At 51.6% G+C, this 14,549-nt stretch carries 11 protein-coding genes; all 11 read right to left on the reverse strand.

What is annotated here, in order from left to right; translation table 11 throughout:
* Positions 1 to 174: 174 nt before the first annotated feature.
* The 11 genes from rpoN to uvrA all read right to left on the reverse strand — a co-directional run bounded on the left by rpoN (position 175) and on the right by uvrA (position 14,252).
* Positions 175 to 1,560: an RNA polymerase factor sigma-54 gene (gene rpoN, locus HPY90_RS12715; protein WP_013176010.1), complete on the reverse strand. Its 1,386-nt coding sequence runs from the start codon at positions 1,558 to 1,560 to the stop codon at positions 175 to 177.
* 68 nt (positions 1,561 to 1,628) lie between these two features.
* Entirely contained in the window at positions 1,629 to 2,576 is a 948-nt protein-coding gene (whiA, locus tag HPY90_RS12720) for a DNA-binding protein WhiA (RefSeq protein ID WP_013176011.1), read from the reverse strand.
* 25 nt (positions 2,577 to 2,601) lie between these two features.
* Positions 2,602 to 3,594 (reverse strand): gluconeogenesis factor YvcK family protein, encoded by a 993-nt coding sequence (locus HPY90_RS12725; RefSeq protein WP_013176012.1) that lies wholly within the window; start codon positions 3,592 to 3,594, stop codon positions 2,602 to 2,604.
* Positions 3,595 to 3,597: 3 nt separating this feature from the next.
* A complete protein-coding gene (gene rapZ, locus HPY90_RS12730) occupies positions 3,598 to 4,491 on the reverse strand; it encodes an RNase adapter RapZ (protein ID WP_287195007.1) in 894 nt (297 codons plus the stop codon).
* A 170-nt stretch (positions 4,492 to 4,661) separates the two neighbouring features.
* A complete protein-coding gene (locus tag HPY90_RS12735; RefSeq protein WP_287195008.1) occupies positions 4,662 to 5,696 on the reverse strand; it encodes a bifunctional phosphoglucose/phosphomannose isomerase in 1,035 nt (344 codons plus the stop codon).
* Between the two features lie 299 nt (positions 5,697 to 5,995).
* A complete protein-coding gene (locus HPY90_RS12740) occupies positions 5,996 to 7,024 on the reverse strand; it encodes an ROK family protein (protein ID WP_287195009.1) in 1,029 nt (342 codons plus the stop codon).
* Between the two features lie 5 nt (positions 7,025 to 7,029).
* Complete coding sequence (locus HPY90_RS12745; protein WP_287195010.1) at positions 7,030 to 8,151, reverse strand: DUF362 domain-containing protein; 1,122 nt, start codon at positions 8,149 to 8,151, stop codon at positions 7,030 to 7,032.
* Complete coding sequence (locus HPY90_RS12750; protein ID WP_287195012.1) at positions 8,141 to 8,965, reverse strand: Cof-type HAD-IIB family hydrolase; 825 nt, start codon at positions 8,963 to 8,965, stop codon at positions 8,141 to 8,143. Before HPY90_RS12750 ends, HPY90_RS12745 begins: the two co-directional genes overlap by 11 nt.
* A 27-nt stretch (positions 8,966 to 8,992) precedes the next feature.
* Positions 8,993 to 9,343, reverse strand: coding sequence for a phage holin family protein (locus HPY90_RS12755; protein ID WP_013176018.1), 351 nt, complete (start codon positions 9,341 to 9,343; stop codon positions 8,993 to 8,995).
* Positions 9,344 to 9,498: 155 nt separating this feature from the next.
* Positions 9,499 to 11,295 (reverse strand): excinuclease ABC subunit UvrC, encoded by a 1,797-nt coding sequence (gene uvrC, locus HPY90_RS12760; protein WP_287195014.1) that lies wholly within the window; start codon positions 11,293 to 11,295, stop codon positions 9,499 to 9,501.
* Positions 11,296 to 11,417: 122 nt separating this feature from the next.
* Positions 11,418 to 14,252, reverse strand: coding sequence for an excinuclease ABC subunit UvrA (gene uvrA, locus HPY90_RS12765; protein ID WP_502707212.1), 2,835 nt, complete (start codon positions 14,250 to 14,252; stop codon positions 11,418 to 11,420).
* Between the last annotated feature and the right edge of the window lie 297 nt (positions 14,253 to 14,549).

Here is a 14,549-nt window from a genome sequence, read left to right on the forward strand (position 1 = left end):
GGTTTGCCGCCGGCTTCCTTCAGATTCCACCTCGCGATGGACACCCTTGCCTTAGGCTAATGGCTACTGCTACCTTCGCCGCTCGGGACTTCCACCCTATAGCCAGCGCCCATGCCGGGCGCACATACAAAACCGGTCCCTTTTCGAGACCGGCTTGCCGATTCTTTGGGGCTACTAATACCTCTTACGCGCTGACGTTGACATTATTCCCAGTTCAGTTCGGTACTTGGCAACTGTACGCCTAGATATTTTGATCCCTGACTGTTCCAATACCTCCGCTATTTTTTGGTCGCTTAGCGGGTTTCTGGCGTCTTCCGCGTCAATCATCTCCTTGATAAGTTTCTTTACGCTGCGGGAAGCATACTTCTCAATGCCCTCCGCTGCACTAACAGCACTGCCAAAGAAATACTTCAATTCGAATACCCCTTGAGGTGTTTGAATATATTTGCCAGCAGTAGCCCGGCTTATGGTCGATTCGTGTACTCCGATCATATCTGCTACCTGCTTAAGGTTCAGGGGCTTAAGGTATTTCACCCCTTTGTCCAAGAACTCCCTCTGCACCTCAACTATGCAACTGGCTACTTTATAAAGGGTTAGCCTCCGGTGTTCGATGCTGCGTATAATCCACAATGCAGAAGCAAACCTGTCTTCCATGAACTTCTTGGCCTCGTGCCCGAATAGTCCAGGTTGTTTGAGCATGTTCTGGTAAAATTGGTTGATAACTAGCCGGGGAAGATTTCCCTCACATACTTGAATAACATATTCCCCGTTAATCCTCTCTACTATAACATCCGGCACCAAATATCTTATATCGTAGCTATTACCGTACTGTCGCCCGGGTTTGGGGTCAAGTGTGCGTATAAGATCCGCCGTTTCCTGTACATCTTTGACCGAGATCCCCATTCGAGCAGCGATCTTGGCTACCCTCCCCTTGCCCAGGTCATCCAGATGCTCTCTAACTATCTTTTCGGCAACAGGATTAATCTTGCCTGTCTGCACAAGCTGAATACAAAGGCACTCCGACAGGCTTCTGGCTCCCACCCCGTAAGGCTCAAACGTTTGAATTACTTTCAATACCTTTTCCACCTGTTCATTCGCAACCCCGAGGTGCTGCGCGGCCTCGGCTATACCCACCCTCAGATACCCGTTGTCGTCAATACATCCGATCAAAAACTCTCCTATTACCATATCTTCGTCGCTTAAAGTGATGTCCGCCTGGAAAAGTAAATGTTCGTGAAGGGTAGGCGCCTTTGTCAACAGGTTTTCGTATCCCTTACTTTCTTCGCTCTTTTCCTTGGGTCCCAGATAGCCTAAATCACTTCTATCCAAAAAATACTCCCACCACTCGGTTTCAAAACCCTCATCCTCTGATTTTAACTCGACCTCCACCGGCTCAGGATCATCCTTTAATTCTAGAAAAGGGTTTTCGGCCAGCTCCTGCTGAAGATACTCGTCCAACTCCAGTGCCGACATCTGCAGAATAGCGATGGCTTGTCGCAACTCCGGCGTTATGATCAGCTTTTGGCGTTGTTCCAGGGACAAGTCATGGATAAGTCTCAACGAACTTCCCCCCCCGAATCAAGTGCCATAGCACCTACATACTTCTACAAGTACAGCAAAATCTCCTTCTAAATCGTGTCACCCAATATTCTCCTGGCCATGGCCTCCAGCCGTCTCATCCGGTAGGCAATCCCGGATTTGCTCAACGGAGGCTCCATCATGCCTCCAAGTTCCTTAAGGCTCAGGTCAGGATTCTTGAGACGTAGGATCGCCACGTCTCTTATGGATTCTGGGATGCCTTCCAGTCCCACTTTTTCTATAAGTCTGGTTATGGTTTCGGTCTGTCGCCAGGAAGCAGCTACAGTTTTTTCCAGGTTCGCAGTTTCGCAATTAACCAACCGGTTCACCTGGTTACGTACGGACTTGACAATTCTAACGTTTTCAAAATCGAGCAAAGCTGTACTGGCTCCCGCTACCCTGAGAAAATCGACAATACTTTCGCTCTCCTTGATGTATAAAACAATTCCGCTCTTGCGCTCGCTTACGCGGGCAGCTATGCCCAGTTTTTCTAAAAGCTTTGCCACATCCTGTGCCGTTACCAGCGAAGGGCATGTTATTTCTAAGTGGTACTCTCCTTCTGGTTTGTTTACCGATCCCCGGGCCAGGAAGGCTCCTCTGAGATAACACCTCTTGCAGCAGCGCCGGTGAACCAGACTCTCTGGAACTCTCTCCACTCGCCGGCCTTGTCCATTAAAAAGGCCTAATTCCTGCATTAAAAACATTTCGTCGCGTTCTTGCCTGGCTCTAACAATGAAAACCTTATTTTTCTTCAATTGTCTCTTATTTAAAATCGTAACTTCTACCGGCACCGCCAACAAAGCTTTTGCCAATTTGAACACTTTACGAGCAGTAGCCGCGTTTTCGGTGCTTAATTCCCAAACCATTTCATTTTGACTATCGTCCCATGTAAATGTACCGCCGATGTTCAACAAACCCGAAAGTTCTGCCCTTTGGCAGCACTCCTTCTCAGGAATTATCCGCGCTAATTCGTTTTTTGTTTCGTTAGAAAAGCTCATAACTTAGTCCCCGTCCCAGCGGGCATCAACCTTTCCGGTCCTTTATGATGCCCAAAACTACCCTGGCCAGTTTGTCGCTGTCGTGCCATGCCACCTCCCCGCGAGACACCAAGTCTTCCTTAATAATCTTGATCCCCATCCGGGCCACCCTCGACGGGTCAAACACTACCGGCATCGCTCCTTCGGAGTAATACCGCTCTAACAGGCTGTCCGCAATCGGTCCCACGTTAACTACCGCATAATCGAGGAAGGCTTTCCCTGCGTGGTCGTAGACTGCCTGTATATGGTCAGCTACCGAATAGCCGTCAGTCTCACCTTTCTCGGTCATGATATTGGCCACGTATATCCTTACCGCATTCGTACGAAGTAAGGCCTCTACCACCCCCTTGACCATTATGTTTGGTATTATGCTGGTATAGAGGCTCCCCGGGCCCAGCACCACAGCATCAGCCCGGGCCAAGGCCTCCATGGTTTCCTCCAATGGCTTGCAGTTCTCAGGGACAAGGTATACCCTCCTTACTCCCTTTGTAACTTCGCGAATCGAGGTCTCCCCAATGATAAATGACCCATCGCTAAGCTCGGCTGCCAGCAGTACTTGTTCGAGGGTTGCCGGTAAAACCCGGCCCCTGACAGCCAGTACCTTACCCACTTCCTTGATGGCAGAAATCACATCACCTGTAATCTCGGCCATAGCCACCAAAAGCAGGTTCCCTAGGTTATGTCCTTCTAAACCCTTACCGCCCCGAAACCTGTGGTCAAACACACGGTCCATCAAAGTTTCAGTTTCCGCTAAGGCCACCAAACAGTTGCGGATATCGCCAGGTGGTACTACACCCAGCTCCCCGCGAAGCCTACCAGAGCTGCCCCCATCATCGGTCACAGTCACCACAGCGGTGAGGTTATTGGTGTAGCGCTTTAATCCCCTCAATAAAACGGAAAGCCCGGTTCCTCCTCCTACCGTAACGATGTGGGGCCCTTCTTCCCGAACCTGGTCACTTAACAAGCAGTTCTCTTTCATGGATTAAAAGTTCTCCACCTTGTACCTTTCCACATCCCGGTGTTTCAGAATCACCCGGTAACCGAGCTTGCGTAATTGTTTGCCGATATAATCCGCCAAAACCACCGAGCGGTGCTGCCCACCCGTACACCCTACCGCCAGTACCAGGTGAGTCTTACCTTCCCTGACGTAGAAAGGTAAGAGGAATTTCAGTAAGTTCAAGAACCGGCGCAAGAAAGACCTGGTTGTCTCTGATCCCAGAACGTATTTCTTAACCTCATCGTCTTCCCCTGTAAGATAGTGCAGATCGGGTTCATAATTGGGGTTCGGTAAAAAACGAACGTCCATCACCAAGTCGGCATCCATCGGAAGTCCGAGTTTGTAACCGAAGGACACGACCGTAATAGTCATCACATCCTTATCATCATCGCTACCGAATAGCCGGGTCAGTTCCTCTTTTAGCTTTGAAACCGACATGGCTGAGGTGTCGATAATAACATTGGCCCTGCCCCGGAGTTCTTGCAGCATTTTCCTTTCTAAACGTATGGCTTCAACCAACCGTCCGGAAGGAGCTAAAGGGTGCTTCCTACGCGATTCCTTGAACCGGCGTAGCAAAACCTCATCTGAGGCTTCTAAAAAAAGTATCTGGTGCTTTATCCCTTGTCTTTCCAGATCGTCAAGGACAGCAAACAAGTCATTAAAAAACTGCCCCCCGCGGACATCTATCACAAAAGCTACTTTCATCTTATTGCCTTCCAGCTGAGCGGATAACTCCGTAAACTTGGAGACCAATGCGGGCGGCAGGTTGTCAACACAAAAATAACCCAGATCTTCCAGGCAGTTTACGGCCTGAGTTTTGCCCGCGCCTGATAAACCGGTGATAATCAGTACTTCCAGGTCCTTACTGCCCAGTAACAAGCTTGTTCTCCCTTTCTTTGCAGGCTATAGTCCCTTGCTGTGAAGCCCGCAAGCTTTTCCAAAAGTTACCCTCGTCCAACTCCTACTTCATAAATCATTATAGCAGATGTACCGTCTATACATTCCTAAATCTTAGCTCTTTCTCTTAAATTCTTGTTCTCACTTTCTGCCTATTCTGCCATTCTTGCTTTCAGGTAGTCTATGACCTGGACTGGAGTGGGATTAATTCCGTACAGCTCTGCCAGGTAAACACTGGCGTAATCTCCCACATAGATAAGCGAGTAGGTCTTGGCTAGGAAACTGTTTCCCCGCGCCTCCACCTCTGCCACGCTGCTCACCTTGCCCTGAAGAATATCTTTGGTTATCTCAATCCGCTTCGTTATCCGCCCGTGGTCATCTGGGTCCCGCAGGATTATCACCGCCAATTTTTTTACCAAATCCTCGGGCACCTCGAAACCTACTATCTCGTTGTGATTCAGCTCTGGAAACACGTTGAAGTAAGCTGGGGCCTTGGCATTCTCATTAATTTGGCCCTTCCAGCGCATGGCCGCCACTTCCGAAGTAGACGAACACCCCCAGATAACCGGTATCCTCTGATAAAGCTGGCTGGCAATGAACCTGGCTCGGTTGGAATCTTCTTCACGTCCGGGCTCAATTTCTTCCCGCAATTGTGTCAAAACGGTTACTGTCTCCTTCAAGTCTTCGGAGGCCCCGGACACGAGACCCAGCCGTTCCAAGACCAGGACCAGGGGAGCAAAAAGATACCCGGTTGCAGCCCTCGGCACCAGGCCACCGGGTATCGTGATCACTGGGTTACTATCTAGAGCCGCCATCTCAGCCAGCTTACCCCCAGTCGTAAAAGCGATTATACTCGCACCTTTTTCCCGGGCGTCTTCGTAAGCACTCAGAGTCTCTTCCGTGTTCCCGGAATAACTGACCGCCAGGACTAAAGAATCCGGCCCCACAAACCGCGGCAACACGTAGTCGCGATTGACTACCATCGGTATCCGCAAACGGCTCTGGCAATAGCACCTGAGAATATCGCCTCCTATGGCTGAGCCCCCCAGCCCTGTCACCACAATGTTGGCATACTCCTTCTTGAGTCCGGATACCTTGGAAAAGTCCATTTTAAGGCATCCTTCAAACTGTCCGGGTAGGTTGTAAAGGAATTCGAACATCATCTCCGGTCCCATTTCTACCGCCATCAAAATCCCTCCTTGATTTCAGCCACTGATTTGCACTGATTAGACACTGATTAACACTGATTTTGTTATTAGACGCAGATTAACGCAGATTTTATTTGATTGAAATACATAATTTAATTATTTGGCCCTATAGAGTATTGCCAGAAAGAATAACCACAGCATCAGGAAGCTGAAATTCTGCGGATAGCCCTTTTCGTAGGGAGTCAAATTTCTTTGATAATTATCCTAATGTCCAGGAATTAATAATCAGCGTTAATCAGCGTCTAAATTAAATAAAATCAGTGTTCATCCCGCTATCATCAGTGTTCATCTGTGGTTGGATATTTTTGGGCGGCCAGCGCGAAACACCCTAACAGCCCGGCGCGAGTACCCAGTTTACCTTGCAATACCTGCACTTTCTCGCGTTGAAGCTTCATAGCCCGTCGCTTCATTTCCTCCCGGGCGGGTACCAGCAGTGACTCTCCCAAACCGAAGACAACCCCTCCTCCTATAACTATGGCGGCCGGGTTGAAAATATTAACCAGATTAGCCAATCCGATTCCCAGATAGTGTCCGGCACGGGCAATGATCTCGCTAGCCGTCTCGTCTGCTTTTCTTGCCGCTTCCCCGACCACCTCGGCAGTCAAGCGCTTCATATCGTGGCCTGCCAGTTCCCACAGCAAAGCCCCTTTGCCGGCTCTTACCATATCCCGGGCTTCCCGCGCTATAGCCGTTCCCGAAGCCAGCGTTTCCAGACAGCCGTGGCTTCCACATCCGCAAAGGGGACCGTCTTCCGGCAGTATCACCATATGGCCGAATTCCCCCGCTGCCCCGCAGGCTCCATGATGAATTCGCCCGTCCATAATGATTCCCCCGCCGATCCCGGTCCCCACAGTCATAAAGAGCAGGTTGTCAAAAACCTGCTGGTAACCGAAACGATACTCGCCCAAAGCTGCCAGGTTAGCGTCATTGTCTATCATCACTGGGAAGTCCGGAAAATAACCGGACAACCTCTCTTTTAGGGGAAAACTGTCCCATCCCGGAAGGTTAGGTGGCTGGTAGACGATACCAGACGAAGGGTCCAACGGACCCGGTGCCCCTACTACCATAGCTCCGATTTCTTTCTCCTTCACCCCAGTACGTTGAAGCAGTTCGCACACCGCCTGCGCTATTCGGCCTACTACCTTTTCCGGGCCTTCTTCTGCTCTGGTAGCGACCTTAAGCTCCGCCCTGATATTGCCTTCGGTATCGCCTAATCCCGCCAGGATCTTGGTACCGCCCAAATCCACCCCTACAACCCAGGAACGCGCCTTCAGTGGTGAGCCGTTTTCCCTTGGTGCGACCTTCATCGACCTCACACCTTTACGAGCTGGTATTCCATAGACCCCAACCCTATCTCCTGGCCGTAAGTCAACTGGTACCTCCAGTCGATTCCGGGATGCACCGCTGAGAACTTGTCCACTCCCTCGGCCACCCCCTCGAGCACGGATCCGGCTGCGCCCGGTAAGCGGTTTACCGCTTCGGCACAGGCTAAGTCGAGAGCGACCGGGTCAAACGAAGCAAAAATGCCAACGTCCCGGGTAATCGGCACATCATTAAAACCGTAACAATCGCATTCGGGGCTGACGTTCACGACAAACGACAGGTAACCTGTCTTGCCCTGTTTGTTTTTGACCGCCCCCAGCGCATATTCCGCCATCTTCTCTTGAATAACCTGGGGCGTGGTCTTCCAACTTATGTTGATTGAGCCAAAAAGGCACGATATTACGCATTCCCCACAGCCATAGCACTTCTCGTAGTCGATGACTGCCCTGGGCTTTTCCCCTTCTCCTCTCTCCACCATGCTGATGGCCCCGGTCGGGCACCACTCAGCACAGCGGCCGCAACCGGTGCACTTGTCTTCTTTTACCTTGGGTTGAAAGTCGGAATGCATCTGCTGCTTGCCGCTTCTTGCCCCCAATCCCATGCCCACGTTTTTTATCGCTCCTCCGATCCCGGTCAGTTCATGACATTTGAAGTGGGTCATGACGATCATGGCATCGGCATGGTAGGCTGCAGCCCCGATATTTACTTCTTTAAAATGGCGCCCTTCCACCTTAACCTTTATGTAATCGCGCCCGGTAAGACCGTCAGCTATAAGGAGCGGAGCCCCAACTACCGCATAGTCAAAACCGTTCATTATTGCCGTTTCCAAGTGGTCCACCGCGTTACTGCGGCTGCCCCGGTAAAGCGTGTTGGCATCAGTTATGAAAGGCTTGCCTCCCAGTTCCTTTACTCTATCTACTACCCGTCTCACGTAGGGCGGCCGTATGTAAGCCAGGTTACCCTTTTCCCCGAAATGGATCTTTATGGCTACCAGGTCCCCCGGGCTTATGAGAGTGTCAAAACCAGCTCTCTCCATCAGTTTTTCTAGCTTGTCCAGCAGGCCTTTGTTGCCAGTCGCCCGCAAATCGGTGAAGTAGACTTTAGATGCCACCTTCTCTCTCCTCCCTCTCCAAGACAAATTTTCTGAGGGCTTCCGCCACTCCGTGTTCGTCGTTGGAACAAGTTACGTAATCCGCGGCTTTCCGAACAGGCTCGCGTGCATTGGCTACCGCTACCCCCAGTCCTGCCCAGCGGATCATGTCCAAGTCGTTATAGCTGTCGCCGACCGCCATGACCTCCTCCCTGCTTATCCCGCAGTAGGCTGCCAAGGCCGCTAGGGCATGAGCTTTGGTCGCTTCCGGGTGCATGGCTTCTAAATAGTGCGGTTTTGACCTGGTAATGTAAAGGCAGTGACCAAATTCTGCCCTAAGTTCACGTTCCCAGCAGTCAAGACGATCCGTGTCTTCTTCGATTACCAGTATCTTCAGCGGTCCTTGTTCGACAACGGTCTCTAACCGGTCTACGATAACCGGCTCTACCCCTGCCATCTCCGCATACGCTAATCCCTGTGGAGTAAGTCTATCGAAGTAAAGTTCATCTCCTAGATAAGTCTGGTAATGACAGGACAGGGAACGAACTCGCTCTAGAAAGAGTAAACCATACTCAGGGGGAACCGGTTTGTAGTAGATAGTTTCTCCGGAAAAAGAGTTTTTCACCCAAGCTCCCTGGTAAGTTATCAAGGGCACGTTCATGTTAAGCTGCTGAGCATAAGGCAGGGCCGACTTAAACATCCGGCCCGTAGCTAGTGTCACCTTTACACCTTTTTGGTTAACCTCTTCGATGGCTTGCTGGCACTCGCGGGATATCGCCAGATGTGAATCGAGAAGGGTATCATCCAGGTCCAAAGCTACCAATCTGATGGTCATGAGCTCCTTCACTCCCGCGCTCGGATCTTATTGTTCATGCTGGTCTTTTACCACCCAGCTGAGCACAGCGCTGACTACCGAGATGATAAGGGCACTGAGAACTGCAGCCCAAAAACCAGAAACATCAAATCCTTTGATTACGCTGGCAGTCAACCAGAGCATGAGCCCGTTGATAACCAGGGTAAACAAACCGAGAGTAAGGATGTTGATCGGTAAAGTCAATACTATGATAACCGGGCGAATAATCGCGTTGACGATACCTAAAAAAACCGAACCAATAATAGCGCCTGTAACCGTCACTTCGAAACCAGGCACGATCGCTGCCGTAATGATGATGGCGATGATGTTAGCCAACCACCTAACCACCCAGCCCCGCATGTTATCACCTCCGTTCCAGTTTAAGCTTTGCCCACACATAGTCACGGATCAACTGCGGTTAACATCGGCATTGCTGCTTTAATTACATTGTACCATAAACATTGGAACAACTAGCCAGTATGCTAAGGCTAATCTTACTTTACCTACTCAGGCAACTAGTCCTCACCACTCTTTGAGTTAAAAAACGTGAAAACCCGTTTGGCTGCGGATCGGTTCATACCTTTTACCCGGCTGAGTTCTTCCGGGGTAGCGTTTTTGATGGCGTCAACTGAACCGAAGGCCTGGAGGAGCGCCATTTTTCGTTTTTCCCCTATGCCTGCGATTCTATCGAGTTCTGACTGTTTGATGTTATGGCTGCGCCGTGTCCGCTGGTACGTAACCGCAAACCGGTGGGCTTCGTCGCGGAGGCTCTGTAGCAGGTGTAGAGCCTGGTGCCTTCTCGGAAGCCTCAACGGCTCCCGCTGACTAGGAAAGTATATTTCTTCGTTTTTCTTGGCCAGGCCGACCACCGGAACCGTTATTCCCATCTCCTGCATCGCCCGCTGGGCCACGTTGACCTGTCCCAGCCCCCCGTCTATGACCACCAGATCAGGCATCGGCAAAAACGCCGGGTCTCCTTCTTGCCCCCGCGTTAGCCGCCGGCGCAGTATCTCACTCAGAGCCTGGTAGTCGTCATTGATATCCTTCCCCAGATTAAACCTGCGATAGGCAGATTTATCCTTCTTTCCTTCAGTTAAAACCGCCATAGAACCTACCGTGCCCTCTCCGGACAAGTGAGAAACATCATAGCATTCAATACGGGAGGGTACTGTCTCCAGTGAAAGCACCTGGGCTAAAGCCACCAAAGCACCAAGTGCCTCGCCAGCCCTTTCTTTTTCTTCGGCCAACAACCGAGCGTTTTCTTCGGCCATCACCATTAACTGTCGCTTGGTTCCCCGGTGCGGCACTTTGATAGTCACCCTTGCTTTTTTCATTTCGGAAAGCCAGGTCTCCAATACTTCCCGGCCTTCGGGTTCAACTGGGATCAGTATCTCGCGGGGCAGGTCCGGGCTCTCGCTGTAATACCTTTGAATAAAATAAGCTACTATTTCTTTTAGTCCTTCCCCCATGACCGTCCTTAACTCGAAAGTCTCTTTGCCCACCACTCGTCCAGCCCTCACTTTGAATACCAAGCCCAGCATCTCTCGGTTTACCGGGGCAAAAGCCATTACATCGAGTTCCCAGGGGTTTTCCAAAACAACCTTCTGTTTTTCCGAGACTTTTTCCACGGCTCTTATGGTATCCCGCAAGCGGGCCGCTTTTTCAAACTCTAGCTTGTCGGCAGCTTCCCTCATCTCTTCCTCCAGCCCCGCTAAAAGACCGGCGTGGTCCCCTTCCAAGAAACGGCACACGTCGGCCACTACCCGCATATACTCCTCCCGGCTTATTTCCCCGGTGCAGGGAGCCAGACAACGACCTATGTCTCGTTTCAGGCAGGGGCGTCTTCCCAGCCTCAGCGTGCGGCAGGTGCGTACCGGGAAAATGCCGGTCAGAAGGCGGATGGTTTGTCGCAGGGCCCCTACATCGCTGTACGGTCCGAAATACCGGGATACCCCGTCCTTTTTTTCCCGGGCGATAACCAAGCGCGGGTACTCTTCAGCCATGGTCACCTTCAGGTAAGGGTAGCTCTTGTCATCGCGCAGCATTATGTTATACCGGGGTTGGTAAGATTTGATGAGGTTGCTCTCGAGAATCAAGGCCTCTACTTCGTTGGCAGTCACGACGTAATCGAAATCCCTAACCTTGGCCATCATCGCCCTCACCTTGGGCAGAAACTGCGAAGGCGACTGGAAATACGAGCGCAGCCGGTTTCTCAAGGCCTTGGCCTTGCCCACGTAAATGACCTGCCCCCGCTCATCTTTAAAGAGGTACACCCCGGGTTTTTGCGGCACTTTACCCAGCCTTTCCTTCACTTCAACACCACCAGAAAGGTAAATGAAGAATTTAGAATTAAGAATGAAGAATGATGGTCCATCGGGAACAGAGAAGAAATCTAATTCTTAATTCTTAATTCTTAATTCTTAATTCTTAATTCTTAATTCTCAATTCTTAGTTCCCTTCTCAAGAACTGTCCCGTATAGGAGCGGGGGTTGCGGGCAACTTCCTCAGGCGTGCCCAAAGCCACAATCTCTCCACCGCGTTCCCCGCCTTCTGGCCCCAGGTCTATTATGTAGTCGGCTGACTTTATAACATCTAGGTTGTGCTCGATGACTATAACCGTATTCCCGGCGTCCACCAACTGGTTCAGGACTTGCAAGAGATGCTTGACATCCTCTTTGTGGAGGCCTGTAGTTGGCTCGTCCAGGATGTATACGGTCTTTCCGGTCGAGCGACGGGACAGTTCGGTAGCCAGCTTTACCCGCTGTGCCTCCCCTCCCGAAAGGGTAGGGGCCGGCTGTCCCAGGGTGATATACCCCAACCCTACATCAGACAATACCCTGAGCTTGCGGTAGACTTTGGGCACATGGGCAAAAAACTCTACCGCCTCATCTACAGTCATGTTCAACACATCTGCGATACTTCTGCCCCTGTACTTTACTTCCAGGGTCTCCCGGTTGTACCGTTTACCTTTGCAAACCTCGCAAGGCACGTACACATCCGGCAAGAAGTGCATCTCGATTTTTATAATACCATCACCGGAACAGGCCTCGCACCTGCCTCCTCTCACGTTAAAACTGAAGCGTCCCGGCTTGTACCCGCGCATACGTGCCTCCGGAGTATTGGCAAAAAGCTCTCTAATGCCGTCAAAAGCCCCGGTGTAAGTAGTCGGGTTCGACCGGGGCGTTCGGCCGATCGGCGACTGGTCGATATTCACCACTTTATCGATATGCTCGGTGCCCAGGATCTCATCGTGTTCTCCCGGTTTTTCCCTGCTCCGGTAAAGCACCTGCATCAGGCGCCGGTACAGGATTTCTTCGATCAAGGTACTCTTACCCGAGCCGGAAACCCCGGTCACACAGGTAAATGTCCCCAAAGGTATACTCACGTCCAGGTTTTTAAGGTTGTGCTGGCGGGCTCCTTTCACAGTCAAGAACTTGCCGCAGCCGGGTCTTCGCCGGGTCGGAACCTCGATTCGGCGCACCCCCGCTAAGTACTGCCCGGTCACAGAGTCGGAATTTTCCATGATCTCAGCCACGGCGCCCTCAGCCACAACCCTCCCGCCGTGGATGCCAGCCCCAGGCCCTATGTCCACTACCCAGTCCGCCGCCCTTATGGTGTCTTCATCATGCTCCACCACGATAACGGTGTTGCCCAAATCCCGCAGGTTTTCCAGGGTCGCCAGCAATCGGGCGTTGTCCCGGGGGTGTAAGCCCACGCTGGGCTCGTCCAAAACATAAAGAACCCCCACCAGTCCCGATCCGACCTGCGTGGCCAAGCGGATACGTTGGGCTTCCCCTCCGGAAAGGCTACCTGCCGCCCGGTCCAGTGTCAGGTATTCGAGCCCCACGTTGACTAAAAAGGATAGGCGCCCCTTTATCTCTTTTATCACCTGGCGGGCAATATGCTCTTCACGCGGCGAAAGTCTCAAGCCATCAAAGAACTCCTGAGCCTGAGCCACCGACAGGCTGGAAACATCGGCGATAGATTTGTCCCCCAGAAGCACCCACCTAACCTCTTCCTTGAGCCTGGTTCCCCCGCACCGGGGACACGGGCTGGAAGTCATGTAGCGGGCGATCTCCTCTCTCGTCGCATCAGAGGCAGTCTCCTGGTAGCGGCGATAGAGGTTGTTGATAACCCCTTCAAAACTAGCCCTGAATACCTCGGTTTCTCCATAGCTGTTGGTGTACCTGACGGGAATCCTCTCCGGCCCGTTGCCGTACAGTATCAAGTTTACTTGCTCTGGTGACAGTTCCTTGACCGGGCGGTCTAGGGGTATACGGTATTTATCCGCTACCGCCCGGAGCACTACGTTATAGTAGGTCCACAGGTTGTTGCCCCACGGTTTAACCGCGCCCTCCAGAAGCCTTTTCTCCCCATCCAGAACCAGTGCCGGGTCGATCTCCTGCTTGAACCCAAGCCCGTCACACTCCGGGCAGGCTCCGTATGGGCTGTTGAACGAAAAGAAGCGGGGGCTTATCTCGGGCAGGCTGAACCCGCAGTCCGGGCAGGCAAATTCACGGCTGAACCACAGCTCCTCTTCGCCCTCATCTCCCAGGACCTGAACCACTGCCGTCCCGTTGGCTAATTCGAAAGCCAGTTCGATGGCTTCCGCCAGCCTGCTCCTGACCCCTTCCCTTACCACCAGCCTGTCGATCACTGCCTGGATATCGTGCTTCCGGTTCTTATCCGGTTTTATCTCTTCATCCGAAGTATATTCGATGCCGTCTACTATTACCCGCACAAAGCCGTTCCGAAAAAGGTCTGACAAGAGCTTGTTGTGCTCCCCCTTTTTGCCTTTAACTACGGGAGCCAAAACCTTTATTCTGGTTCTTTCCGGCAATGCCAAGACCGCATCCACTATCTGGTCTACCGTCTGGCGCTGGATAGGACGGTGACAATGAGGGCAATGGGGTTTCCCTACCCTGGCAAACAAAAGCCTCAGGTAGTCGTAGATCTCGGTCACGGTTCCGACCGTGGACCGGGGGTTATTGGAGGCTGCCTTTTGATCAATAGAAATAGAAGGAGAAAGCCCTTCGATGTAATCCACATCCGGTTTCTCCATCTGTCCTAAAAACTGCCTGGCGTAGGTTGAAAGGGATTCCACGTACCGCCTTTGTCCTTCGGCGTAGATGGTGTCGAAAGCCAGCGATGACTTGCCTGACCCCGATACCCCGGTAAACACCACCAGCTTGTCCCGGGGAATAGTAACGTCTATGTTTTTTAAGTTGTGTTCCCGTGCTCCTTTAACGACTATACAGTTCTTCACCATTCCCACCTTGTCTAGTAGCCACAGATGAACACAGACCTGGCACTCAGCTCAAGTCTTTGATTAGCGGCTAGCGTTTTAGGGTCCTACCGGCATGTTACAATTTCAGTCAGCTGAGTGCCGGGCTGATAAACACAGATGATTTTGCAATTGGGTGTTTAACAAGGCCTATTGGGTCTGTCAAGTTATTTGTGTAAACCCCATTTAGTAACTAAATCATAGGTAGGGCTCGACTCTTTCCTTGAACAGGATTATCAGTTGGGATAGAATCAATCCCCAGTTCTTAATCGAAACAGTCCA

Source organism: Syntrophothermus sp., from assembly GCF_013314835.1.
Classification (GTDB): Bacteria; Bacillota; Syntrophomonadia; order Syntrophomonadales; family Syntrophothermaceae; genus Syntrophothermus; species Syntrophothermus lipocalidus.